This is a genomic window from Vibrio sp. ED002 (assembly GCF_023277445.1).
In the GTDB taxonomy this organism is placed as follows: Bacteria; Pseudomonadota; Gammaproteobacteria; order Enterobacterales; family Vibrionaceae; genus Vibrio; species Vibrio jasicida.
In genome coordinates this window covers 2,358,245-2,381,907 of sequence record NZ_CP080238.1, presented here as the reverse complement: position 1 = coordinate 2,381,907, position 23,663 = coordinate 2,358,245, and the positions used below count along the sequence as shown (strand labels likewise).

25 protein-coding genes are annotated in these 23,663 nt (G+C 46.0%); 17 read left to right on the top strand and 8 right to left on the bottom strand.

The window, feature by feature from the left end:
* Positions 1 to 127: 127 nt before the first annotated feature.
* The 7 genes from yidC to ITG12_RS10980 all read right to left on the bottom strand — a co-directional run bounded on the left by yidC (position 128) and on the right by ITG12_RS10980 (position 4,996).
* Positions 128 to 1,750 (bottom strand): membrane protein insertase YidC, encoded by a 1,623-nt coding sequence (yidC, locus tag ITG12_RS11010; RefSeq protein WP_038870200.1) that lies wholly within the window; start codon positions 1,748 to 1,750, stop codon positions 128 to 130.
* A 2-nt stretch (positions 1,751 to 1,752) separates the two neighbouring features.
* Positions 1,753 to 2,010, bottom strand: coding sequence for a membrane protein insertion efficiency factor YidD (gene yidD / locus ITG12_RS11005; protein ID WP_005451046.1), 258 nt, complete (start codon positions 2,008 to 2,010; stop codon positions 1,753 to 1,755).
* A complete protein-coding gene (gene rnpA / locus ITG12_RS11000) occupies positions 1,977 to 2,300 on the bottom strand; it encodes a ribonuclease P protein component (protein ID WP_009699098.1) in 324 nt (107 codons plus the stop codon). The genes yidD and rnpA overlap by 34 nt, the downstream gene beginning before the upstream one ends.
* A 46-nt stretch (positions 2,301 to 2,346) precedes the next feature.
* Positions 2,347 to 2,481, bottom strand: a complete 135-nt coding sequence (gene rpmH, locus ITG12_RS10995; protein WP_005378825.1) for a 50S ribosomal protein L34 — start codon at positions 2,479 to 2,481, stop codon at positions 2,347 to 2,349.
* A 242-nt stretch (positions 2,482 to 2,723) separates the two neighbouring features.
* A complete protein-coding gene (locus ITG12_RS10990) occupies positions 2,724 to 3,461 on the bottom strand; it encodes an amino acid ABC transporter ATP-binding protein (RefSeq protein WP_038870201.1) in 738 nt (245 codons plus the stop codon).
* Positions 3,458 to 4,129 carry an amino acid ABC transporter permease gene (locus ITG12_RS10985; RefSeq protein ID WP_038870202.1) on the bottom strand — a complete coding sequence of 224 codons (672 nt, stop codon included), beginning with the start codon at positions 4,127 to 4,129 and terminating at the stop codon, positions 3,458 to 3,460. Before ITG12_RS10985 ends, ITG12_RS10990 begins: the two co-directional genes overlap by 4 nt.
* Before the next feature lie 105 nt (positions 4,130 to 4,234).
* On the bottom strand, positions 4,235 to 4,996 hold the full coding sequence (locus ITG12_RS10980) for an amino acid ABC transporter substrate-binding protein (RefSeq protein WP_038875186.1): 762 nt from the start codon (positions 4,994 to 4,996) through the stop codon (positions 4,235 to 4,237).
* A 430-nt stretch (positions 4,997 to 5,426) separates the two neighbouring features.
* Here ITG12_RS10980 and dnaA point away from each other — a divergent pair, with 430 nt between their 5' ends.
* The 5 genes from dnaA (at position 5,427) to ITG12_RS10955 (ending at position 12,522) form a co-directional block, all read left to right on the top strand.
* Entirely contained in the window at positions 5,427 to 6,833 is a 1,407-nt protein-coding gene (gene dnaA / locus ITG12_RS10975; RefSeq protein WP_038870205.1) for a chromosomal replication initiator protein DnaA, read from the top strand.
* Positions 6,834 to 6,896: 63 nt separating this feature from the next.
* Positions 6,897 to 7,997, top strand: a complete 1,101-nt coding sequence (gene dnaN, locus ITG12_RS10970; RefSeq protein WP_038870207.1) for a DNA polymerase III subunit beta — start codon at positions 6,897 to 6,899, stop codon at positions 7,995 to 7,997.
* Positions 7,998 to 8,006: 9 nt separating this feature from the next.
* Complete coding sequence (recF, locus tag ITG12_RS10965; RefSeq protein ID WP_038875184.1) at positions 8,007 to 9,086, top strand: DNA replication/repair protein RecF; 1,080 nt, start codon at positions 8,007 to 8,009, stop codon at positions 9,084 to 9,086.
* 13 nt (positions 9,087 to 9,099) lie between these two features.
* Positions 9,100 to 11,517, top strand: coding sequence for a DNA topoisomerase (ATP-hydrolyzing) subunit B (gyrB, locus tag ITG12_RS10960; protein ID WP_061036171.1), 2,418 nt, complete (start codon positions 9,100 to 9,102; stop codon positions 11,515 to 11,517).
* A 567-nt stretch (positions 11,518 to 12,084) separates the two neighbouring features.
* Entirely contained in the window at positions 12,085 to 12,522 is a 438-nt protein-coding gene (locus ITG12_RS10955) for an Hsp20 family protein (protein WP_005440850.1), read from the top strand.
* A gap of 150 nt (positions 12,523 to 12,672) precedes the next feature.
* Here the strand turns inward: ITG12_RS10955 and ITG12_RS10950 are convergent, their stop codons facing one another.
* The gene (locus tag ITG12_RS10950; RefSeq protein WP_063345586.1) at positions 12,673 to 13,926 is read right to left on the bottom strand and encodes a valine--pyruvate transaminase; all 1,254 of its coding nucleotides are present in this window, start codon (positions 13,924 to 13,926) and stop codon (positions 12,673 to 12,675) included.
* Between the two features lie 327 nt (positions 13,927 to 14,253).
* Between ITG12_RS10950 and ITG12_RS10945 the strand changes: the two genes are divergently transcribed.
* From ITG12_RS10945 to tadF, 12 genes are read left to right on the top strand one after another with little or no spacing between them, the layout of a single operon-like run.
* Positions 14,254 to 14,472, top strand: coding sequence for a Flp family type IVb pilin (locus ITG12_RS10945; protein WP_038896172.1), 219 nt, complete (start codon positions 14,254 to 14,256; stop codon positions 14,470 to 14,472).
* 11 nt (positions 14,473 to 14,483) lie between these two features.
* A complete protein-coding gene (locus tag ITG12_RS10940) occupies positions 14,484 to 14,921 on the top strand; it encodes an A24 family peptidase (protein WP_248873070.1) in 438 nt (145 codons plus the stop codon).
* Positions 14,922 to 14,928: 7 nt separating this feature from the next.
* Positions 14,929 to 15,735 carry a Flp pilus assembly protein CpaB gene (cpaB, locus tag ITG12_RS10935; protein ID WP_063345588.1) on the top strand — a complete coding sequence of 269 codons (807 nt, stop codon included), beginning with the start codon at positions 14,929 to 14,931 and terminating at the stop codon, positions 15,733 to 15,735.
* An 8-nt stretch (positions 15,736 to 15,743) separates the two neighbouring features.
* Positions 15,744 to 17,072, top strand: a complete 1,329-nt coding sequence (locus tag ITG12_RS10930) for a pilus assembly protein N-terminal domain-containing protein (RefSeq protein ID WP_063345589.1) — start codon at positions 15,744 to 15,746, stop codon at positions 17,070 to 17,072.
* Entirely contained in the window at positions 17,069 to 17,539 is a 471-nt protein-coding gene (locus tag ITG12_RS10925) for a hypothetical protein (protein WP_063345590.1), read from the top strand. Before ITG12_RS10930 ends, ITG12_RS10925 begins: the two co-directional genes overlap by 4 nt.
* Positions 17,540 to 17,557: 18 nt before the next feature.
* Positions 17,558 to 18,781, top strand: coding sequence for an ATPase (locus ITG12_RS10920; RefSeq protein WP_009708047.1), 1,224 nt, complete (start codon positions 17,558 to 17,560; stop codon positions 18,779 to 18,781).
* Positions 18,782 to 18,794: 13 nt separating this feature from the next.
* The gene (locus ITG12_RS10915; protein WP_038870222.1) at positions 18,795 to 20,078 is read left to right on the top strand and encodes a CpaF family protein; all 1,284 of its coding nucleotides are present in this window, start codon (positions 18,795 to 18,797) and stop codon (positions 20,076 to 20,078) included.
* Between the two features lie 3 nt (positions 20,079 to 20,081).
* Complete coding sequence (locus ITG12_RS10910; RefSeq protein WP_038875162.1) at positions 20,082 to 20,999, top strand: type II secretion system F family protein; 918 nt, start codon at positions 20,082 to 20,084, stop codon at positions 20,997 to 20,999.
* Positions 20,999 to 21,886 carry a type II secretion system F family protein gene (locus ITG12_RS10905; RefSeq protein WP_248873069.1) on the top strand — a complete coding sequence of 296 codons (888 nt, stop codon included), beginning with the start codon at positions 20,999 to 21,001 and terminating at the stop codon, positions 21,884 to 21,886. Before ITG12_RS10910 ends, ITG12_RS10905 begins: the two co-directional genes overlap by 1 nt.
* Complete coding sequence (locus ITG12_RS10900; RefSeq protein ID WP_248873068.1) at positions 21,879 to 22,643, top strand: secretion protein; 765 nt, start codon at positions 21,879 to 21,881, stop codon at positions 22,641 to 22,643. Before ITG12_RS10905 ends, ITG12_RS10900 begins: the two co-directional genes overlap by 8 nt.
* The gene (locus tag ITG12_RS10895) at positions 22,633 to 23,118 is read left to right on the top strand and encodes a hypothetical protein (RefSeq protein ID WP_009708052.1); all 486 of its coding nucleotides are present in this window, start codon (positions 22,633 to 22,635) and stop codon (positions 23,116 to 23,118) included. Before ITG12_RS10900 ends, ITG12_RS10895 begins: the two co-directional genes overlap by 11 nt.
* Entirely contained in the window at positions 23,093 to 23,662 is a 570-nt protein-coding gene (tadF, locus tag ITG12_RS10890; RefSeq protein ID WP_045408414.1) for a tight adherence pilus pseudopilin TadF, read from the top strand. The genes ITG12_RS10895 and tadF overlap by 26 nt, the downstream gene beginning before the upstream one ends.
* Position 23,663: the final 1 nt, after the last annotated feature.

Genomic DNA, 23,663 nt, shown 5'->3' with positions numbered 1-23,663 from the left:
TGCCTTTTGAGCTGGGCTATAGGATTTGAAGTCCTAGGGAGCCATAACCATTAATTAGCTGAATTGTAATCAGCCAAAAACAAAAAGGCGACCTTTTGGCCGCCTTTCTTATTCTTTTACTAAAAGGTTACTTGGTGTGTAAGCCTTTTTTCTCCAGCGCTTTGTAAATCAAAGTTTGTTGGATCAGCGTAACGATGTTCGACACCAACCAGTATAGAACTAGGCCTGATGGGAAGAACAAGAAGAAGAAGGTAAACATAACCGGCATAAAGGTCATGATCTTCTGCTGCATTGGATCCGTTACTGTCGTTGGGCTCATTTTCTGGATTAGGAACATTGATGCACCCATCAGAAGTGGCAGGATGTAGTACGGGTCCTGCGCTGAAAGGTCATGAATCCAACCGAAGAATGGTGAGTGACGTAGCTCAACCGATTCCATTAGTGCCCAGTATAGCGCGATGAAGATTGGCATCTGTAGGATAAGAGGTAAACAGCCACCCAGTGGGTTCACTTTCTCTTTCTTATACAGTTCCATCATCTCTTGGCTCATACGCTGACGGTCATCACCGATACGTTCACGCATTGCTTGCAGTTTAGGCTGTAGCATGCGCATTTTCGCCATAGACGTATATTGCGCTTTCGTTAGTGGGTACATTGCACCACGAACGATGAAGGTCAAACAGATGATTGCCACACCCCAGTTACCCACGAAGCTTTGGATGAAAGCAAGCAATGAGTGAAGTGGTTTAGCGATGAACCATAACCAACCGTAGTCAACTACTAAGTCTAGGTTTGGTGCTACTGCTGCCATGTCATTTTGTAGTTTAGGGCCAACCCATAGCGTCGCTTCGAACTGAGCTTGGTCACCTGTTGCGATAGTTTTGTTCGGCATACGAACGCCGATATCGCCAAGGTTACCAATTACGCGAGTGTATAGGTTTGTACCTGGTTCGTTACGTGGGATCCACGCTGCAGCGAAGTAGTGTTGGATCATTGCTGCCCAACCTTGGCCGTCTGCTAGGTTGATAGACAGGTTACGATCCTGCATATCTTCGAAGCTGTATTTCTTGTAACGAACATCTTCAGTTGAGTAAGCACCGCCACGGTAAGTTGGCATCGTGATGCTACCGCCTGCGTCCATTAGGTTTTGACGCAAGTGAGCGTACATACCAAAGGTTGCATTGTTACCTGAGTTGTTCACGACATCGTATTCTACGTTTAGCGCGTAGCTGCCACGTGTGAATACGTAAGTCTTAGTGTATTCGATACCGTTCGCAGTGAAAGTCATTGGAACACGCAGTTCGTCTTGACCGTCAGCCATAGTAAAGCTGTCTGCGCTCACGTTGTAGTGAGGACGGTTAGTGCTGCTTAGGTCAATACCTTGAGGACCCACTAGACCGCTTTGTGCGATGAACTGGTGGCCTTTAGTATCTTTAAGCAGAACGAAAGGGTCTGATGAATCAAGTTCAGCAGCGTATTTGTTTAGGTCGGCATGTACCACATCGCCACCAACGGTGTCGATCGACAGAGTTAAAACATCAGTCGTTACTGTGATAGTTTTTGCAGAAGCTTGCTGTTGACCAGGAACTGGGTCTAGATCGTCAGCAAAAGATGGTGCAGGTAGAGTACTGCTTGATTGAGCCTGTTCAACCGCTTGAGGTGCTGGGTTCTTTGCTACTTGCCATTGTTGAAATAGCAAGAAAGAAACCAGTGCCAGAGCGATGAGCAGGATATTACGTTGAGAATCCATCGTTAGTTATCTCTGTCTTGTTTTTGGACTGGTGGAACGGGGTCATACCCCCCTTCATTCAAAGGGTGGCATTTTAATAGACGTTTGCCTGATAACCAACATCCTTTTACAAAACCGTGAGCTCTCAAAGCTTCTAGCGCGTAAGTAGAACAAGTTGGTGTGAACCGGCAACGAGGACCAATCAAAGGGCTGATAAACCAGCGATACAGATTAACGAGCCCAATGGCTATCCACGTGAAGGGCGAGACAGGCGATGCCATAGCTTATCAAACAACTTAAATAGTTCCTCATTGCTTAAATCTTGCGCGCTTTTCTTGGCAATCACAACAAAATCTTTATTTGGAAGTTGATGTTGATTGTTACGAAAGCTTTCACGAGCCAAACGCTTAAAGCGGTTTCTACCGACAGCAGTTTTGATTTGCTTTTTCGGAACAGCTAAACCTAATCGTGGGTGAGAAAGTTTGTTATTGCGAGCAATGATGGTGAAATGAGGCGAGCCAGCTCGATGAGCTTGCTGGAAGACGTTTTGATAATGCTCGGGAGTTAACAAGCGTAACTCCCGATTAAACGCGTACGTGTTCAAAATAAACTAGCGATTATTTTGATAGGCGCGCACGGCCTTTTGCACGACGTGCGTTGATAACTTTACGACCGTTCTTAGTTGCCATGCGAGCACGGAAGCCGTGAGTACGCTTGCGCTTTAGAACTGTAGGTTGAAAAGTGCGTTTCATGATAATTACCTTTACTGATCAGTAGTTTTAGGTTCTTGTTAAACCCGGCGTGGGCAATATGCTTTCTTATATAAAGAAACTCTTTATATAGAGAGAAGCAACCGACGCCTCTCAACAAAGAGGCGGAATTGTAATCACACTCACATAATGTGTCAATGACTCATGAGTACGAAATTCCGGCCGAGCGATTATACGTAGTGTGAGTAAAATCTCAAGGATCGATTGATCTTGATGCTTGATCTTTACTCTATCCCCACTTGGTTAAGGAATTTTTGCAGTCGAGGATCTTGTGGATTATCGAAGATATCTTGTGGAGAACCTTGCTCGACAATGTTGCCTTCGGCCATAAAGATCACTCGGTCAGCGACTTCTTTCGCAAATTGCATTTCATGTGTGACCACCAGCATGGTCTGATGTTGGTTAGCTAACTTCTTCATTAATGAGAGAACTTCTCCAACCCATTCAGGATCCAACGCAGAAGTTGGCTCATCAAACAGCAGCAGTTCAGGTTGAAGTGCCATCGCTCGACCGATGCCCACACGTTGTTGTTGGCCACCAGACAATGCCGCTGGATAACTTTCGCCTTTATCACCAAGACCGATGTCATCCAGAATCTCTTGAGCACGCTGAAGTGCGTCGTCTTTCTTCCAACCGCGTACCGTGATCAAGCCCTCTGCGATGTTCTGACGTGCATTCATATGGGCAAACAAGGCATAGTTTTGGAAAACAAACCCAGTGCGGCGTCGCAGGGCTAATACTTCGGCTTTGGTATGCTTTTGTGTGTCGACGGAAATGTCATCAACGGTGATGCGACCTTCATCCGCTTGCTCAAGAAAGTTCACCGTGCGCAGTAATGTCGATTTACCCGTACCGCTGGACCCTATAATGACGATGATCTCACCTTGTTGGATATCGAGATCAATGCCTTTTAACACTTCAGTGTCACCAAAGCGTTTGTGGATGTTTTCTAATTTGATCATCGTACGTACGCCTTATTCAATTTCGCTTCTGCCCAAATTTGTACTCGCGTCAGAATTACAACTACCCCCCAGTAAATTAGGGCGACAGCAAGAAACGCTTCAAAGAAGCGGAAACTCGATGACGCTTCCATTTGTGCTTTGGCCATGATTTCTGCCACACCAAGAGTGAAGGCGAGGGAAGTCGACTTAATCATATCGATGAAATAGTTCATCAATGAAGGCAGTGCGACACGCGTTGCCTGCGGAAGAATCACACGGCGCATGGCCTGTGGGGTTGTCATTCCAACCGATAAGCTCGCTTCCATTTGGCTACGATCAATGCCGATGATTGCGGCTCGGATGCTTTCCGCCATATACGCAGCAAAATGCAGTGTTAAACCAATCACTGCCGCTGAGAAGGCATCAAGACCGACCATGATCGGGAAGATTTGTGGTAAGCCGTAGTAAAGTAAAAACAGTTGAACTAAAAGTGGGGTCCCACGGAAGAAGCTGATGTAAAGTTGGCTCAATTGATCGAGAACTGGCAGCTTAAATACGCGAATATTAGCTAAAATGATGGCTAAAATCAGTGAAAAGACCAATCCCCATGTGGCCATTTCCATGGTTGTGCCAAGATACTTGAGCAGTATTGGCAGCAGTTCCAACATGTAATTAAAATCAAATCCCATACGACTTACCTTGAGAAAAGAAAAGGTGGAATACGAAGTTCCACCTTGTCATTGAGTTAAAAAAGGACGCGAGATAAAGCTCTGCGTCCTAAAAGAAGAAAAGTTTTACTTAGTGATGTCGGCACCAAACCATTTCACTGAAATCTTCTCTACTGTTCCGTCGGCGCGCATTTCTGCAAGTGCTTTATTCACTTCCGCCTGTAGCTTACGACCTTTTTCGTTATCAACGAATGGCCAAGCGTTTTCAATGGTTTCAAATGGTTCACCCGCCAGTTGCAGCGGTAGACCTGTTTTCTTAATCAGTTCTAGTGCAGACAAACGGTCCATGATGAAGGCATCAGCACGGCCCAGCGCCACATCATGTTCAATACCCGTATCGTAAGTTTTGATGTTAATCTTGCCGTCTTTGTCGTAACTGCGAAGCAACTGTTCAAAGTTAGAGCCTAGGTTAACTGCAACCGTTTTGCCTGCTAGGTCTTCCACGCCTTGGATGCTGTCATTGCCTTTACGTACCGTGATTTGAGCGCCATCTACCACGTATGGATCAGCAAATAGGTATTTCGCTTTACGTGCGTCTGTCATGGTGATTTGGTTCGAGATGGTATCAATACGACCTGTTTCTAGCAGGCCAAACAAACCAGAAAAGTTCGCTGTGACGTATTCGATCTTGTAGTCGTTACGTTTACCGATTTCATCCCACATATCCACTTCGAAACCTTGCAGCTTATCTTGCTTCACAAAGGTGAATGGGAAGTAGCGGCCAGACATGCCTACTTTTACTTCAGTAGCGGCAGTGTCGACAGCTGCTTGAACAGTCGCAGCAGACAAAGCGATGGCTGCAACGGCAACCTTAATCCAGTTTTTCATAATACATCTCCATACTTTTATGGTTGGAAATACTACTGTCAGTTAGCTCAATTAAATAAATAACCAAGTGCAATAACCTAGTCCTGAGAGTAATAAGATCGTATTTGGTATAGAGAGTAGGCAAAAATTAGCAATAAATGATGAAAAAACGATCGAAAAGAGCAGGAGTGGCGATCAAAAAACAACGGTGACGGAAAATTCATACACAGAGTTATCACCAATTACTGGATCTGACGGATTTTGCCCAAATGTGGATCGTTGTGTGGGCAATCTTGGGGCAAGATGTGTTGATCTCTCTATGTTCAGCTAAATAATTGTGAATAACTTAGATCTTATTCACTGGATCGTCGATCAATTGCTGGCGATCTTGGTTATCAACAGGTAAAATTGCCAGTCTTTTCCGATAATTCAAATACTCAGTGGGGGCACCGTGTCATCTTCGCTTTGGTTGCAATGTTTGCAGCAGCTTCAAGAAGAGCTACCAGCTACAGAATTCAGCATGTGGGTTCGTCCGTTACAAGCGGAGCTCAATGACAATACTCTCACTCTGTTCGCCCCAAACCGCTTTGTTTTGGACTGGGTTCGTGACAAGTACCTGAACAGCATCAACCGTTTACTGCAAGAATACTGCGGTAACGACGTCCCTAGCTTGCGCTTTGAAGTGGGCAGCCGCCCAGTTGCAGCGCCTAAGCCGGTACCGACACGTACGCCGGCCGATGTGGCTGCTGAGTCTTCAGCGCCTGCACAATTGCAAGCTCGCAAACCTGTACATAAAACGTGGGATGACGACGCTCAAGCGATTGCGAACATCAACCACCGCTCAAACGTGAACCCGAAACACAAGTTCAACAACTTCGTTGAGGGTAAGTCGAACCAACTTGGTTTAGCGGCAGCACGTCAGGTTTCAGATAACCCAGGCGCAGCCTACAACCCACTTTTCCTATATGGTGGTACGGGTTTAGGTAAAACACACTTGCTTCACGCTGTAGGCAACGCGATTGTGGATAACAATCCAAACGCAAAAGTGGTGTACATGCACTCTGAGCGTTTTGTGCAAGATATGGTAAAGGCACTGCAAAACAACGCGATTGAAGAATTCAAACGTTACTACCGCAGTGTTGATGCACTTCTTATCGATGACATCCAATTCTTTGCTAATAAAGAGCGTTCACAGGAAGAATTTTTCCATACCTTCAACGCGTTATTGGAAGGCAACCAACAGATCATTCTAACGTCTGACCGTTATCCAAAAGAGATCAGCGGTGTAGAAGATCGTCTGAAATCTCGCTTTGGTTGGGGTCTGACTGTTGCGATCGAGCCACCAGAACTTGAAACGCGCGTGGCGATCTTGATGAAGAAAGCAGAAGACCATCAAATCCACCTAGCGGATGAAGTGGCCTTCTTTATTGCTAAGCGTCTACGCTCAAATGTTCGTGAGCTCGAAGGTGCACTGAACCGCGTTATCGCAAACGCAAACTTTACGGGTCGTCCAATTACGATTGATTTCGTTCGTGAAGCGCTACGTGACTTGTTGGCACTGCAAGAAAAGCTCGTGACCATCGACAACATTCAAAAGACGGTGGCGGAATACTACAAAATTAAAGTGGCGGACCTGCTGTCTAAACGTCGCTCTCGCTCGGTTGCTCGTCCTCGCCAGTTGGCAATGGCATTAGCAAAAGAGCTGACCAACCACAGCTTGCCGGAAATCGGCGATGCATTTGGTGGTCGTGACCACACCACGGTACTGCATGCTTGTCGCAAGATTGAGCAGCTGCGTGAAGAGAGCCACGATATTAAAGAAGATTACTCTAACTTGATTCGCACCCTGTCTTCTTAATCGGTTAGAATGACAGTATTCCAAGCAAATCATTAATTGAGCTGACAGCGTAAAGAGCCAAGCATGAAATTTACTATTGAACGTAGTCATTTAATCAAACCGCTACAACAGGTTTCAGGCGCATTAGGCGGCCGACCGACCCTACCAATTCTGGGTAACCTACTGCTTAAAGTAGAAGATAATGTGTTATCCATGACCGCGACCGACTTGGAAGTGGAATTGGTGAGCAAAGTGACTCTAGAAGGGGATTTTGAAGCGGGCAGCATTACCGTTCCTTCTCGTAAGTTTCTCGATATCTGCCGCGGTCTTCCAGATGACTCTATCATCACCTTCGTGCTGGAAGGCGATCGTGTACAAGTTCGTTCTGGTCGTAGCCGTTTTTCATTGGCCACACTTCCTGCGAACGATTTTCCGAACATCGAAGATTGGCAGAGTGAAGTTGAAGTGTCACTGACTCAGTCTGATCTACGTACACTGATCGAAAAAACACAGTTCTCAATGGCGAACCAAGACGTTCGTTATTACCTAAACGGCATGCTGTTTGAAATCGACGGTACGACGCTACGCAGTGTAGCGACTGATGGTCACCGTATGGCAGTATCTCAAACACAACTGGGTGCAGATTTTGCGCAAAAGCAAATCATCGTGCCACGTAAAGGCGTACAAGAGCTGGTTAAGCTAATGGATGCGCCAGAGCAACCTGTTGTACTACAAATCGGTAGTTCAAATGTGCGTGCAGAAGTGAACAACTTCATTTTTACTTCTAAGCTCGTTGATGGCCGTTTCCCAGATTATCGCCGCGTAATGCCGCAAAGTACCAACAAAACATTAGAAGCAAGCTGTGATGAATTACGCCAAGCGTTTTCTCGCGCTGCCATTCTTTCTAATGAAAAATTCCGTGGTGTTCGCGTGAATCTTGCGGGCAGTGAAATGCGCATTACGGCGAACAACCCAGAGCAAGAAGAAGCAGAAGAGATGCTGGACGTAACCTTTGAAGGTGACGCGATCGAAATCGGCTTCAACGTAAGCTATGTGCTGGATGTGCTTAATACATTGCGCTGTGAAAAAGTGCGAGTGTCGATGTCGGATGCCAACGCCAGTGCGTTGATTGAAAACGCAGACGACGACAGTGCCATGTATGTGGTAATGCCAATTCGTCTATAAGCCATCTGAATGCCACTTTCTCGCCTTATCATTCAGCAATTTCGAAACATTAAAGCCTGTGATATTCATTTATCGACAGGCTTTAACTTTCTTATTGGACCGAACGGCAGCGGTAAAACCAGTGTCTTAGAAGCGATTTACTTGCTCGGACATGGACGCTCTTTCAAGAGCTCGTTGACCGGACGAATCATCCAAAATGAGTGTGATGAACTGTTTGTTCATGGTCGTTTTTTGAACTCGGATCAATTTGAGCTACCTATAGGCATTAATAAGCAGCGTGATGGTTCAACAGAGGTTAAAATAGGCGGTCAATCTGGGCAAAAACTGGCGCAGCTTGCACAAGTTCTGCCGTTGCAGTTGATACATCCAGAAGGGTTTGATCTCCTTACGGATGGACCTAAACATCGCCGTGCATTCATCGATTGGGGTGTGTTTCATACGGAACCCGCTTTTTATGATGCATGGGGGCGATTTAAACGTCTCAACAAGCAACGTAATGCACTGTTAAAAACCGCTAACAGTTATCGAGAGCTCAGTTATTGGGATCAAGAAATGGCTAGGTTGGCTGAAAATATCAGCCAATGGCGTGCGCATTACATCGAACAGATGAAAACCGTAGCGGAAACCATCTGCCAGACATTTTTGCCAGAATTTGAGATCCAATTAAAGTATTATCGTGGATGGGATAAAGATACACCCTATCATGAGATACTAGAAAAGAATTTCGGGCGTGATCAGTCATTGGGGTACACCTTTAGTGGCCCGAATAAGGCTGATTTGCGAATTAAAGTGAATGGAACACCAGTAGAAGATGTTCTTTCACGCGGTCAGTTAAAACTCATGGTGTGTGCATTGCGTGTAGCGCAGGGGCAACATCTTACCGAGATGACCGGAAAACAATGTATTTACCTAATTGACGACTTTGCGTCGGAATTAGACAGCCAACGTCGCAAGCGTCTTGCTGACTGCTTAAAAGAGACGGGCGCACAAGTATTTGTAAGCTCTATCACTGATAGCCAAATCGCCGATATGTTGGACGATACGGGCAAATTGTTTCATGTGGAACATGGCAGGATAGAGTCAAACTAGAAGAGAGAAACTCATGTCTGAAAATTACGATTCATCGAGTATTAAGGTACTAAAGGGTCTGGATGCGGTTCGTAAGCGTCCAGGTATGTACATTGGCGACACGGACGATGGCACCGGTCTTCACCACATGGTCTTTGAGGTGGTGGATAACTCAATTGATGAAGCGTTGGCAGGTCACTGTAAAGACATCGTTGTGACAATTCATGAGGACAACTCGGTTTCAGTTACGGATGATGGTCGTGGCATTCCAACAGAATTGCACCCAGAAGAAAAAGTATCAGCAGCAGAAGTTATCATGACGGTACTTCACGCTGGTGGTAAGTTCGACGATAACTCATACAAAGTATCGGGCGGTCTTCACGGCGTAGGTGTTTCAGTAGTAAACGCACTGTCTGAAAAAGTAGTACTGACTATCCATCGTGGCGGTCATATCCATACGCAAACTTACCACCATGGTGAACCTCAAGCGCCACTAGCGGTTGTGGGCGATACAGACCAAACGGGTACACAAATCCGTTTTTGGCCAAGTGCTGAAACCTTCACAAATATCGAATTCCATTACGATATCCTAGCAAAACGTCTACGTGAGCTTTCTTTCCTAAACTCTGGTGTTTCTATCAAGTTGGTTGATGAGCGTGAAGCAGACAAGAGTGACCACTTCATGTTTGAAGGTGGTATTCAAGCGTTCGTTGATCACCTAAACACCAACAAAACACCAATCATCGAGAAAATCTTCCACTTCGATTTTGAACGTGAAGATGGCATTGCAGTAGAAGTGGCAATGCAATGGAACGATGGCTTCCAAGAGAACATCTACTGTTTCACTAACAACATCCCACAACGCGATGGCGGTACTCACCTTGCAGGTTTCCGTGCGGCGTTAACGCGTACGCTGAATACCTTTATGGATAAAGAAGGTTTCTCTAAGAAAGCGAAAACAGCAACGTCGGGTGATGATGCACGTGAAGGTCTAACTGCAGTTGTTTCGGTTAAAGTGCCAGATCCTAAGTTCTCTAGCCAAACTAAAGACAAACTGGTTTCTTCAGAAGTTAAATCAGCGGTTGAATCCGCAATGGGTGAGAAACTGTCTGAGTTCCTAATTGAGAACCCGACAGAAGCTAAGATGGTTTGTTCTAAAATCATCGATGCTGCTCGTGCTCGTGAAGCAGCGCGTAAAGCTCGTGAAATGACTCGTCGTAAAGGCGCGCTAGACCTAGCTGGTCTGCCAGGCAAACTTGCAGACTGTCAGGAAAAAGATCCAGCACTCTCTGAACTATACATAGTGGAGGGTGATTCGGCAGGCGGCTCCGCAAAACAAGGCCGTAACCGTAAGAACCAAGCAATCCTACCGCTAAAAGGTAAGATTCTTAACGTAGAAAAAGCGCGTTTCGACAAGATGCTTTCTTCTCAAGAAGTAGCAACTCTGATTACGGCACTAGGCTGTGGTATCGGTCGTGACGAGTACAACCCGGACAAACTGCGTTACCACAACATCATCATCATGACCGATGCTGACGTCGATGGTTCGCACATCCGTACGCTACTGTTGACCTTCTTCTACCGTCAAATGCCAGAGCTTATCGAGCGTGGCTACGTGTACATCGCTCAGCCACCACTTTACAAAGTGAAAAAAGGCAAGCAAGAGCAGTACATCAAAGACGAAGACGCGATGAACCAATACCAAGTGGCTTTGGCACTTGATAACGCATCGCTACACGTAAACGCAGAAGCGCCAGCATTGGCAGGCGAAGCGCTAGAGAAGCTAGTTCAGCAATACAACGCTGGTATCAAGCTGGCGGATCGCATGAGCCGTCGTTACCCAAGCGCGCTAGTTCATGAGCTAATCTACACGCCGCGCCTAACGGCAGAGCAATGCCACGACGCTGCAGCAGTAGAAGCGTGGACAAAACAGCTAGTTGAACAGCTAAACGCGAAAGAAGTGGGCGCAAGCCAATACAGCTTCGAAGTTGAGCAACACGAAGAGCTAGGTCTAAACCTACCTAAGATTATCGTACGTACTCACGGTGTGACGCATGACTACGCACTAAGTATCGATCTATTGAACTCGAAAGAGTACAACAAGCTAGCTGAGCTTTCGGAAGCACTAGATGGCTTGATTGAGGAAGGCGCTTACATCAAACGTGGCGAGCGTACTCAGCCGGTATCAAGCTTTGCATCTGCACTTGAGTGGCTAATCAAAGAGTCGCGTCGTGGTCTAAGCCTACAGCGCTACAAAGGTCTAGGTGAGATGAACCCAGATCAGCTTTGGGAAACCACAATGGACCCTGAGACACGTCGCATGATGCAAGTAACAATTGAAGATGCGGTAGGCGCAGACCAATTGTTCACAACGCTAATGGGTGACCAAGTTGAGCCGCGTCGTAACTTCATCGAAGAGAATGCGCTTAAAGTAGCAAACCTAGACGTTTAGACTATTTTTCCTTTGCTGGATATGCTGATTTCGTTGTCGAAGGTGCTCACATACACTTGTATGCTGCGCGCCTTCTCCTAGAACTAAGCATATCCCCCTGCGGAAAAACGAATCTAAATTTCTTTTGATAGAATTTTAAAAGCACTGCCTTCGGGTGGTGCTTTTTTATTGAGTGGGAGAAACCAGATAAAAGTAACGAGAACGGCTGCGCCCTGTGAATATGGGAACGCTTCGAGAGGGAGGAATGACCGAGTCGGGGAGCTAAAAATATTTTCACCGGAGCCCTTGAAAGCCCATTTTTCGACCTTATATCTAGTTATGAAGAGGGATGGCTAACTTGCTCAACAAGAGAAGAACAGCGCCTCTGGAATCGCTAAACGAGATCGCTCAGGAGAGGATACTCAGTATTAGCACACAACTTGACCCTAGATTCGACATCATGTCCCCGCACCTAATAGGTCAGAGGAATGAATCATCGGATCCCTTAGCTCGGCGTTTTCTTGCATAAATGCGCCACGTGGATGAGCTTCATCTGGGCTAAGACTATTGCTTAAAAGAGGATAGATTATGCGTAATGTAGATTTCTCACCACTATACCGTAATGCAATTGGCTTCGACCGTCTGTTCAACCTGATGGAAGCAAGCTCTGCGAAGAACACTTCTGGCGGTTACCCTCCATACAACATCGAGCAAAAAGACGAGCACAACTACCGTATTACTATGGCAGTTGCTGGTTTTGCTGAAGATCAGCTCGATTTGACTCAAAACGAAAACATGTTGATCGTGAAGGGCGAGCGTAAAGCCGAAGAAGGTAAAAACTACGTTTACCAAGGCATTGCAGAGCGCGACTTTGAACGTAAATTCCAACTTGCGGATTACGTAAAAGTTGTCGGTGCATCAATGGAAAACGGTCTGCTTCATGTGGATTTAGTTCGTGAAATTCCAGAAGCAATGCAACCACGTAAGATTGCTATTGGTGGCAATAACCTGATTGAAAACAGCTAATCAGCTAAAGACATTTCAGCTAACCACACGGTTATAGAATGAGAAAGAGCGCCTTCCATTACGGAAAAGAGCGCTCTTTTTAGTTTGGGGCTTTCAAAGCCACTATTGCAAGGCCGCTATTTCAAAGAGAAGCGGCTGAGTTCAATCGGTCTATTTACCTTCGCGGTAAGCCTTTTCCACTTCTTCTGCGATAATCGCAATGCCTTTTTGCATCATCTCATCGTCTTGAACGTAGTTCATACGCAAGCATTGGTGTGCATGATCCCATTCGTCCTTCTGACCAATAAAGAAGTATTCTCCCGGAACAATCAAGACCCCACGCGCTTTCAAGCGTTGGTAAAGTTCCATTGTCGTAATTGGCAGTTCATCAAACCATAGCCACAAGAATATAGCGCCTTCTGGTTTGTGAATACGGAAGCGCTCATCGGTAATCGCTTCTTGGAGCAGTTCAACTGCACGTTGAGACTTCTGATTGTAGAATGGCTTAATCACCTCAGAGCTCAGTTTAAGCAGATCGCCTTTGCCAATAATGTGGTTTGCCAACGCTGGACCAACACTGCCCGGTGCTAGGCTGATGATGCCGTTCATATTGGTCAACGCTTGCGTGATTTCTTCACTCGCAATCACAATGCCACAACGCACGCCCGGCAAGCCAAGTTTAGATAGGCTCATGCACAGGATGGTGTTTTCATTCCAGAACGGCTCGACATCTTCAAAGATGATATTTGGGAACGGCAGACCGTAGGCGTTATCAATGATTAACGGAATGTTGTTCTCACGTGCTAGCTTGTCCAGCTTACGAACTTCCTCGTCTGTCAGTACGTTACCCGTTGGGTTGGTGGGGCGAGACGCGCAGATTGCCGCAACAGAGTCATCGACGGTGAGCTGCTCAAAGTCGACGTGGTATTTAAACAGACCGTTATCTAACAGCTCTATTTCTGGATGGTATGAGACAAAGATATCTTCATCAATGCCCGCGTCGCCATAACCGATGTACTCAGGCGCGATAGGCAGTAGCACTTTCTTGTGCGAACCGTCTGGTTGTTTACCTGCCAACAAGTTGAACAAGTAGAAGAAGCCACTTTGGCTACCGTTAGTTAGGCTGATGTTCTTCTCGGAAATATCCCAGCCGTAAGTTTCACGGAATAACTGAGCCAACGCTTTAACGAACGCGTCTTTGCCCTGCGGGCCATCATAGTTGGCGAGGGCGGCGACGAGCTCTCCACTGGCGAGCATTTCCTCACTGGCTTGGCGAAAGTAATCGAGCATGGCAGGAATGGCGGCTGGGTTACCTCCACCGAGCATGATGGCATCTGGTGTGCGCAGACCATCATTTAAATCGTCCATTAACTGCGTGATACCGGAATACTGATTAAATTTTTCACCAAACTTTGAGAACTGCATGTGTCGTTATACCTAATTCATTGTGATTGCTTTATGTGTCTTAACGCCAGTCTTTGACTGGTCAATAGGATAATCCTTGACCTTACCTTAATGTCTATACGACGCAAAGTGTGAATTAAGCCGAAAAAGAAAAAATCAGACCACAATGATTTTTGTTGTGATTAAGTAAACGTTTTCCTATTCGGAAACTGAATTCAACCTGAATGAAACCTCGCTATCTGTCAGAGCAGTGTCAGGCACCATCGTCTAGGTTTGCTCAAAATCCCCTCAATTCTTACTATCTCCTCCGTCATCTTTTTGACGTGTTAGAAAAATTGAGGAGTCAAAATGTTTACTAACCTATTTGTAAAAACACAACTGTTTATTGAATCATTCAAAAACGACGAGCGCGGCGTAACAGCAATTGAATATGCAATCCTAGGCGTGTGCATGTCTGCAATCGTACTAGCGGTATTTAATGACGCTCTTTATGACGCTCTAAATTCAGCTGTATCTACGATTTCAGACAATATCACTAAAGCAAATACTATTACGCCAAAGCCGTAATCACTCGCTAGATGATATTAAAACTATGGTGGCTGCTTCCCCTTGCCACCATGGCTTTTATAGCCAGTTATCAAGACATCAAATACCGAAAAATACCCAATGGAGTGGCGTTAAGTGTTGCTTTGCTGGGTGTTTTTTTTGTCTTGAGTAAAGGGGAGTACAGTCACGCACTGTCTTCAATGGTGGTATTGGTGATAGGTGCTGTGCTGTTTCAACTACGAACCCTCGCAGCGGGGGACAGCAAATTACTGGCTGCATTTGCACTGATGATTGCACCGCAGTTCTTGCCGTTGACGATTTGGTTGATTGTCACTTTGGGCGGAGTGCTTGCTCTGACGCAGTGGCTTATTAGCCAAATCGGTATTCATCCTGCTGGGATGGAAAGAGGTGTGCCTTATGGTGTGCCCATTTGTCTCGGAAGCCTGTTTGGCATCGCTGCATCTTTATAGGTGAACCATGAATTCAAAAGTCATTCTTGTTTTGGCGGCGATTGCCATTTCGGTCGGGCTTTATGGCGTGACTCAATCACAGCCAACTGCTCCGGTTGTACAAACACAACAGCCGAAGAAAGAAGAGAAAAAATTTAAAGTCTGGACGTTAAAGCGTGACCTAAAACGAGGTGAAGCACTACAACGTCGAGATTTGGTGATTGAATACTTAACCGAGTCACAAGCGGCGCAACAAGGGATTGATAGCGATATTAAGCTCGATTGGAGCAAGCGCCTAATTGCGGTTGAAGCTCTGAATCAAGGTGAATGGGTGACGAAAGAGGTGCTGACTTCTCCGGGAGAAAGCGATTACCTCTCGACCATGGCCAAGCCTGGTTACGCCCCATTCAATATCACGGTACCGGGTGATGATGTGGTAGGAGGAACGATTGCCGTTGGTGATTTAGTCGATATCTCTGTTATTTCCACCATGGATCAAAACCTCTCGGCAGACAACACCGTGTCGGACATTGAACACCTGACCATGACACCGCTAATTGCTCAAGTGCCTGTGCTGTACATGATCTCGAAACAACGCTTAGTCAGTACATTGACTGACCAGAAAACCATTGATGTCACTTTAGTGTTGCAAGTAACTAACCGTCAGTTGGCTAAGTTGTCGGTAGCAAAACGCATTGCAGAAATTACGGTACATAAATCGATTGGTGAGCAGTTTGTGGATGAACTGCATGCGAACTCAAGCGATGTGATTCGTTTTGCTGATGAAAGGCAAACCACGAAAACCCAATCGATCAAAGAATATCGATTCAACTAGGAGGCAAGATGAAAACCATAACTCGATTTAGCATCTATTGCTTAATGCTTGTTTCCACGGCTTTACAGGCTCAGGGCATAACGACGCTTTCGGCTGGTGGCGCAAGAACCCTATCGTTTAAAGCTGAAGTTGATTCGGTGTTCGTTTCCAACCAAAAAGTGGCGGACTACCAAGTTATCGATGCTCACAAGGTGGTGTTACTGGGTAAATCAGAAGGTGAAGCATCGTTTATCGTGTTTGACCGTGATGGTTCAGAGCTTATTAATCAAACCCTGATTGTCAGCAAAAGCTACCGCAATATTGAGCAGCAAATTCAAGTGCAGTATCCATACTCTGATGTTCAGGTTAACGGTATTGGTAACAACGTTGTACTGAGTGGTAGTGCCGTTTCAGACAATGAACGTGACAACATCTACACCTTGGTGGGTGAGTTGTTGGGTAAGTCTTCCAGTAACCATGATTTTGAAATGCCAGAACTCGATAGTTCGACTGACGACCTTCAAGTGGATTTTATGTCTCGCCCTACCTATCAAGGTGTGGTGAACAACATTGAAGTCACCGCGACGAAGCAAGTTAACGTCAAGTTGACCATTGCAGAAGTCTCCCACAGCTTTATTCAAGATTTTGGTATCAAGATGGGCTCTGGCGGTGATGTTGGCATCTTTGTCGATCAGTTAACCAGTTTTAGTGCCGATGACATTGTTTCTGTTATCTCAGCAGTCGGTTCTGACAAGGTAGGCCAAGTGCTGGCTGAACCAAATCTATCGGTAATTTCTGGCGAACAAGCAAGTTTCTTAGTTGGTGGTGAGATGCCTGTTGTGACGGTGGTCGATGGTGCTAGCGATGTCGATTACAAAGAATTCGGTGTGCGTTTAGATCTGATGGCGAAAGTGCTGCGTGACGACAAAATCAAATTAGCATTGTCACCAGAGGTGAGCTCTTTAGATAACACCTACACCAGTGAAGTGTTTGATTTACCGGCTTTCAAAACTCGTCGTGCACAAACCACCGTTGAATTAGGTGACGGTCAAAGCTTTGTTTTGGGTGGCCTGCTTAATAGTGAAGAGCGCGAATCACTGACACGAATTCCTTTTATTGGTGACATTCCTGTTTTAGGAGCGCTGTTTCGTCACACAGGAACAGAACGCAACAAAACCGAGCTGATTATTGTGGCAACCGTCAACTTGGTGAAACCAGTGAAAGCCAATCAAATCCAGCTACCAACCATGGAAAAAACCGGCACGTTACGACGCTTTTTTGCACTTGATGGTAGTTATGACAAAGCTCAAGACCAATGGGCTGGTGAGGTTCTTAACGCGGGAGGTTTCCGTCAATGAAAAACTGGATGTTAGCGCTATTTGCGATTACAGCACTATCCGGCTGCGCAGACCATATTGTTGAGCCTCGCGGGACCAGCATTTCACTCAAGCCAACTGAATTTAGCTTTGCGGTACAAAGTCAGGACCAAGTTTATGCCATGAATAAGCTCACTCAGTTTGTTCGTAAGTATCCGAATCAAGCGGGCAGTAAATGGCAGATCACCAGTTACAACGCTCAAGGTAAAAAGTTGGCGCAGCAGTACCGCATCGCACTGTTGCAGCAAGGCGTAGCGGCCGAACAGTTAGTACTCGAACATCGCTCAGAGTTTCATCGCTTTGATGTACAAGTATCGGCGATTCAGCTTCAAGCTCAGCTTGAGGTATGCCACCAAGAGGTTATCGGTGATTACGGTTTGGGTCACCTAGGTTGTTATACCGATGGCAGCCGTTGGCAGTCGATGGTTAATCCGCAGAATGCGCTTTGATATTGAGGAACACTCATCATGTTTGATTTAGTGGATAAGTTGAGTAAGAGCACGCCAAATCACACTCAACAAAAAGAAAATAAGTGTGCGTTCTTGTATCAAACCGCTGCGTGCAAAGACTTAGTTCATAAGGCGTTTCGCTTTGAAGGCTTAGTCGAGCCAATTACGGTGAACAACCAAGAAAAAAACTACCCAGAATTGCATACGCACTCAAGTGTGGAAGTAGTGATTGTTGAGCTGAATAAAAGCCAAAGCGTGGTTGAAGATGCAAAAAACATTGCCCATCAACTGCCTACACATGTGTCGGTTGTGGTCGTTGGCAGCGAAGATGCGATCTCAACGATTCGTGCATTAAAACAGCTTGGTTTTTATTACCTATTTTGGCCTGCGACCGACAAAGAAATCATGGAGTTTTACCATGGTGTACGTCGTAACCGTCAGCAGCAAAGTGGTGTGGCTTCGAATCGAAAAGCAAAGCAAGTGGCGTTTCTTGGTGTGAAAGGCGGTGTTGGAACGTCTTTGATCGCCAGTGAAGTGGCGCGTTCATTGGGGCGTCATCATAAAACGCCTACCTTGTTGGTTGATCATACCTACACCGGCAGTAATATCGATGTGCTTTTAGGTTTGCAGAAATTCAGTAAACGCAGTGTACGCAAAGGTACTTTGGTATCGAGCATTGATGGTGATTTCGCCACTAGTTTAGTACAACGTCTGGAACGAAACCTCGCTATTTTGGGTTTGGAGTCGGATGCGTTTACGCGTGCTGAGCTACATGAATATACCCAAGCGCTCAAAGAGCAAGTGGTTAAGAACCATTCATTTGTGATTGAAGACTATTCACATACCGTCACCACAAATGAAGAGTTCGATCGTGCAGTGGCTGAGATTGATACGTTAGTGGTGGTGTTTGATGCCACGGTGTCGTCGCTACGAGAATTAAACCGCGTTGTGTCTGAGCTAGAAACGCGCTATCCAGAGCTGCCGCTTCTTACCGTGATGAATCAATCGCGTCCAGACAATGCGGCCTCAATCAGTATGTCTGATGTCAGCAAGTATTTCGGTCGCAAAGCCGATTGCAAAATAGAGTTTGACCACAAAGCGAACCATTACCTACTTCAAGGTCATCAACTGATTGATACCAAATCAGAAATGCAGCAAGGCTTGAGTGATTTAGTCGCATTGCTGGTGGGTGATAAGCCACAACAAAAACGTTCTTGGGTACAAGAACTGTTTAGTCGCTAAAAAGGAGTAGGGAATGCAACATTCGAAACAAACCTACATCCATCTGCGTGACCAAATTTTTAATGCCTTGGATGCATCTGCACTAGAAAGCTTATCGAAAAGTGACCTAGAGCGTCAGTTGAGTAACGCGGTCGATATGTTGGTCAGTCGCGACCAGCTATCAGTTTCTTCTCTGGCGAGAAGTGAATACGTCGTCAGCATGATTCACGAGTTAGTAGGTTTGGGACCGCTTCAGGTCCTGATGGATGACGACACCATTACCGATATCATGATCAATGGCCACCAGCAAGTGTATGTCGAGCGCTTTGGTTTAGTACAGCAAGCGGATGTGCACTTTCTCGATGAAAAGCAACTCGCAGATATCGCGAAACGTATTGCCAGTCGTGTTGGTCGTCGTGTTGATGAATCGTCACCTACGTGTGATGCGCGCTTAGAAGATGGTAGCCGCGTAAATATCGTCCTGCCGCCAATTGCCATTGATGGCACTGCAATATCGATTCGTAAGTTTCGGCAGGAAAGCATTGGCTTTGCTGACTTAGTTGAATTTGGCGCATTGAGTCCTGAAATGGCTAAGTTGCTGCAATTGGCTGCGCGTTGTCGCCTGAACATTCTTGTCGCCGGTGGTACAGGATCGGGCAAAACAACGTTGTTGAATGCATTGTCTCAATACATCTCGCAAGGTGAACGAGTAGTGACGATTGAGGACACTGCGGAGTTGAGACTGCTTCAGCCTCATGTGGTTCGCATGGAAACTCGAACAGCAGGTATCGAAGGCTCTGGTGAAGTGAATTCACGCGATCTAATGATTAACTCGCTGCGTATGCGTCCAGATCGCATCATTGTTGGTGAGTGCCGTGGTGCTGAAGCGTTTGAAATGTTGCAAGCGATGAACACTGGCCACGATGGCTCGATGTCGACACTGCATGCTAACAGCCCACGTGACGCCCTTGCCCGAGTAGAATCCATGGTCATGATGGCAACCAATAACCTGCCACTAGAGGCGATACGCCGCTCTTTGGTAAGTGCAGTGGACCTCATTATACAGGTCAATCGCCTTCACGATGGTTCTCGCAAAGTGATGAGTATTACGGAAGTGATTGGTATGGAAGGACAAAACGTAGTGCTTGAAGAACTGTTTTGCTTCCAATCTGATCCGCATCATTACGAAGGCAAAATTACCGGCCGTTATGAAACGACGGGTGTTATGAGCCGCTCAGTTTTGTTTGAAAAAGCACGTTTCTACGGAGTGGACAAAGATCTCGCTGACACCATCAGTGCGATTGAAGCAGTGGGGTAAGGCATGTATTGGTTCATTTTAATCGGTGGCATTGCTTTAGTCGCTGTCGCCTTGTTGAGTGAAAAGAACAAGCATCTTGATAGTTATCTCATCCAGTATCAAAAACGTGATCGTGTTGAGACAAGGCTTACTCGCCAAGCGGTGAACGTTGCCAGTTTATCAGACAGAAGCTTACGCCAAGGTTTGAAAACACGCTGGGATAACCTAAAGCGCCAATTGGGCCGTTTAGCTCTGCTTAAAATAGCGCTCTACACCATGTTGGTTATTGTGCTGGCTTTGGTTGTGAATAGCACATTTACACGATTTGCTGCTTATGAGCTATTGCCCTTTGCGGTGCCATTTGGCTGGTGGTTTGGTTATCAATGGCTACAGAAGCGTGAGCAAAAGCAGTTTGATGAAACCTTTCCGGATGCATTGAATATGTTGGCAAGCGCAATCAGTGCAGGAGAGAGCATTGGCCGCGGCATCATGTACGTGGGTGACAATCTCGAGGGTGAAGTCGGACGTGAGTTCAAGTTAATGGGTGAGCGTCTAAAAATGGGCGAGTCAATTGATGAGGTGTTTCGTAAATCTTGTCTGCGTTTTCCAAACCCGAACTTTCATTTCTTCGTGATTACACTGCGAGCTAATATGCAGCGCGGTGGTCAGTTGAAAGAAATCATGACGCGTTTGAATCGCCAGATGTTTGAAGCTCGAGCTGTCGAGCGAAAGAAATTCGCCCTGACGTCTGAAGCGCGAATTTCAGCAAAAATCGTTTCGGCGACGCCATTTTTCTTTCTGTTTATCTTGCAGTTTTTAAGTCCAGAGAACTTTGAGTTCGTGATGTTCAACCCAGAAGGTCGTCCGCTGCTTTATTACTTAGTGATCAGCGAAGCGATTGGTATGGCGATCATTTGGGCACTAATGAAGAGAGTGAAGTAATGATGACTCAAACGATGTTTTGGCTGTTTTTCTCTCTCGTTGGTGTCAGCTTCGGCGTACTTCTGCTTATTTACTGGATGCTTAACCATTTTGGCTATCAACGCCGTGTGGCAAGAATCGTGCGCCAGCACAAAGGTGATCAGCAAGAAGAGTCACGACTAGAGTCGATCCTATCTCCGTTATCGAACTTAGTAGATAAGCGAGATGCGAGTTTGTCACAGCGTTTACACCTCGCTGGGATTGATAACCCCAATGCTGCCGCTTGGTTTGCGCCATTGAAGTATGCGGCTTTGCTGCTTGGGGAGTTGTTGATTGCCGTGTTGGTCTTCACGTTAGATATCGCAACCAACTATTGGGTTGCTCTTGCTGCTGCTTGGGCGATGGCAGTGATTCTATTGCCTGATATGTGGATTGAAGTTCGTAAGACCAATCGCCAACGACGTATCAGCCGCAGCTTGCCTTATTTAATCGATCTCATGGCGATATGTGTTCAGACCGGCATGTCGATTGAAGCGTCGTTGAAATACTTGGCGATAGAGATTCAAAGTTTTAACCCTGAGTTGGGCAAGTTATTGGATAACACTAACCAGCGTGCCCGCATTGTGGGTATGGAGCGTGCGCTACAAGAGTTGTATCAGCAAGTGCCATCGTCTGAGATGCGCAGTTTTATGCTGACACTAACCCAGAGTATGCAGCACGGCTCATCCATCTACACCATGTTGACGACATTGTCCGGAGATATCCGCGAAGTGCAGATGTTGGAGCTTGAAGAGCAAATAGGGAAGTTGGCGGCCAAGATGTCGATCCCATTGATTGTCTTTATCTTGATTCCACTTGTTTTTGTAATCACCGCTCCAGGGGTGATGAGGATGATGTCCCATGTTTAAAAAAATTCTGATTTGTTTGTTACCAGCCATGCTTGCAGCGTGTAGTTCTACCCAGCAAGCGTGGCAACAGCAAGATTCGAAAGAAGCGATTTACCAGAAAACCAACAATCACACTCAATTAGTGACCTTGTACAAACAGCAGCTTCAACAAAGCGATGATGCGGAGGTGCGTGAGAAGCTGGCGCAAAGCTATCTCGCACTTGGTGATGCCGAATCAGCGTTGTTTTATATCAAGCCATTAACCAATAAATCAGCAACGAGTGTCGATACCTTGTTAATCCAGGCACAAGCCTATGGTGAATTGGCGCAATACCCTGCTGCGATTAGCAGTGCAAAGGCGGCACTCGCGCTTGAAGAGACCAATGCGGAGGCAGAAAACTTGCTTGGTACTTACTATGGTTATAACTACCAATATGACTTGGCTCGTCGCTATTTCGAACGTTCACGCGAACACTTCTTTGATGGAGTAACGGTCAACAACAACCTTGCGGTACTTGATATTGCAGAGGGGCAATACAAACAGGCGATTCAGCGTCTGCTACCTCTTTACAAAAACGGTCAAGCGGATGAACAAGTAATGGCCAATCTGACGTTGAGTATGGCCAAAGAAGGTCAGTATGAGTTTGTTAAACAAGTATTGAGTGAGAAATACAGTAACCACCAGATCGACAATATTTATCGTGCTTTACGCGGTTATGACCCATTAAAAGCGAAGCAGAAAAAACGCGCTTTAACTGAGGTGAGTCGTGAAAGCTAAGCAACGTGGCGTTGCCAGTATTGAGTTTGCCATTGGGTTCTTCGCTTTTTGGCTGATGTGCATGGCGTGGGTAGAAATGAGCTATATGTCTTACATTTCAGCCATCAACGATCTGACCATTTCGGAGATCTCACGCACAGCTAAAAAACGTAATGACGACTACATGCAAACCGTGCAAGCCGTGCTGAATCGAGAGGGCAGTATTTGGAATACCGCGGTGGATGTGGAGCGCTTTCGCGTTTCTATCCAATACCTCGATAACATCGAATCTCTCACGGCTTATACCGAGCAATGCGAGTTAGCACCGGAACAAGCCAGCAGAGAATGTGGTGATGCAGAGAATGCAGCCTTGGCTGTGTATCACATCGATTACAACTTTCAACCAATCTTTAGTTACTTCCTGGGCTTACAAAGCACGATGAGCCGAGAAATGGTGGTGGTACAAGAATATGAACGCTCCCAATTTGCAATTTAATTACTGTCGAGGGCAAAGCAAGCAACGTGGCACTTTCAGTATTGAGTTTGCCATTGTTGGTATCTTCTTCAGCTTACTGTTGGCGTTTAGTGGTGATGTAATTATTAAGCTGTCGGTAAAAGGGAAGTTGGACCGATTGACTTATTCGCTAGTGAATGTGGTGAAAGAGCGTACCCAGCTTTATGGTGCGGATTATGAGCTTTCAAAAGAAGAAGCTGATGATGTCGATACCATCATTCGCCATTCATTGGAGCGTACGTTCGGGAACTTTCAAACCAGTCAGTATGGCTTACAAGTTGAAGAGTTAAGCTTCGCCGCTGTGGATAAACCCAACCCAGTGATTATTGAAAAACGTGGTGCGATAGATTGCCAAGTTGGGGAAGCCATCAGTTCATTGAGTTCATTGTCTGTGGTGAGTAACCGAGGTCGTCAAATGCCGCTGTATCGTGTTTCTGTTTGCTATGAAACCGACAATTGGGTTGGCAGTTTGCTGGGTGTTGAGTTCACGCGGGTTGAATCTGATGCTGTCGTGATCGGGAGGTAAC

Bases quoted from the DNA above. Each gene is read 5' to 3' on its own strand.
- ITG12_RS10905 (WP_248873069.1), top strand. From the start codon at position 20,999: ATGATGACTCAAACGATGTTTTGGCTGTTTTTCTCTCTCGTTGGTGTC.
- gyrB (WP_061036171.1), top strand. From the start codon at position 9,100: ATGTCTGAAAATTACGATTCATCGAGTATTAAGGTACTAAAGGGTCTG.
- recF (WP_038875184.1), top strand. From the start codon at position 8,007: ATGCCACTTTCTCGCCTTATCATTCAGCAATTTCGAAACATTAAAGCC.
- ITG12_RS10985 (WP_038870202.1), bottom strand. From the start codon at position 4,129: ATGGGATTTGATTTTAATTACATGTTGGAACTGCTGCCAATACTGCTC.
- cpaB (WP_063345588.1), top strand. From the start codon at position 14,929: ATGAATTCAAAAGTCATTCTTGTTTTGGCGGCGATTGCCATTTCGGTC.
- ITG12_RS10910 (WP_038875162.1), top strand. From the start codon at position 20,082: ATGTATTGGTTCATTTTAATCGGTGGCATTGCTTTAGTCGCTGTCGCC.
- tadF (WP_045408414.1), top strand. From the start codon at position 23,093: ATGAACGCTCCCAATTTGCAATTTAATTACTGTCGAGGGCAAAGCAAG.
- ITG12_RS10930 (WP_063345589.1), top strand. From the start codon at position 15,744: ATGAAAACCATAACTCGATTTAGCATCTATTGCTTAATGCTTGTTTCC.
- yidC (WP_038870200.1), bottom strand. From the start codon at position 1,750: ATGGATTCTCAACGTAATATCCTGCTCATCGCTCTGGCACTGGTTTCT.
- ITG12_RS10950 (WP_063345586.1), bottom strand. From the start codon at position 13,926: ATGCAGTTCTCAAAGTTTGGTGAAAAATTTAATCAGTATTCCGGTATC.
- ITG12_RS10920 (WP_009708047.1), top strand. From the start codon at position 17,558: ATGTTTGATTTAGTGGATAAGTTGAGTAAGAGCACGCCAAATCACACT.
- ITG12_RS10925 (WP_063345590.1), top strand. From the start codon at position 17,069: ATGAAAAACTGGATGTTAGCGCTATTTGCGATTACAGCACTATCCGGC.
- ITG12_RS10915 (WP_038870222.1), top strand. From the start codon at position 18,795: ATGCAACATTCGAAACAAACCTACATCCATCTGCGTGACCAAATTTTT.
- ITG12_RS10980 (WP_038875186.1), bottom strand. From the start codon at position 4,996: ATGAAAAACTGGATTAAGGTTGCCGTTGCAGCCATCGCTTTGTCTGCT.
- yidD (WP_005451046.1), bottom strand. From the start codon at position 2,010: ATGGCATCGCCTGTCTCGCCCTTCACGTGGATAGCCATTGGGCTCGTT.
- rpmH (WP_005378825.1), bottom strand. From the start codon at position 2,481: ATGAAACGCACTTTTCAACCTACAGTTCTAAAGCGCAAGCGTACTCAC.
- ITG12_RS10900 (WP_248873068.1), top strand. From the start codon at position 21,879: ATGTTTAAAAAAATTCTGATTTGTTTGTTACCAGCCATGCTTGCAGCG.
- ITG12_RS10990 (WP_038870201.1), bottom strand. From the start codon at position 3,461: ATGATCAAATTAGAAAACATCCACAAACGCTTTGGTGACACTGAAGTG.
- dnaN (WP_038870207.1), top strand. From the start codon at position 6,897: ATGAAATTTACTATTGAACGTAGTCATTTAATCAAACCGCTACAACAG.
- ITG12_RS10955 (WP_005440850.1), top strand. From the start codon at position 12,085: ATGCGTAATGTAGATTTCTCACCACTATACCGTAATGCAATTGGCTTC.
- ITG12_RS10940 (WP_248873070.1), top strand. From the start codon at position 14,484: ATGATATTAAAACTATGGTGGCTGCTTCCCCTTGCCACCATGGCTTTT.
- ITG12_RS10945 (WP_038896172.1), top strand. From the start codon at position 14,254: ATGTTTACTAACCTATTTGTAAAAACACAACTGTTTATTGAATCATTC.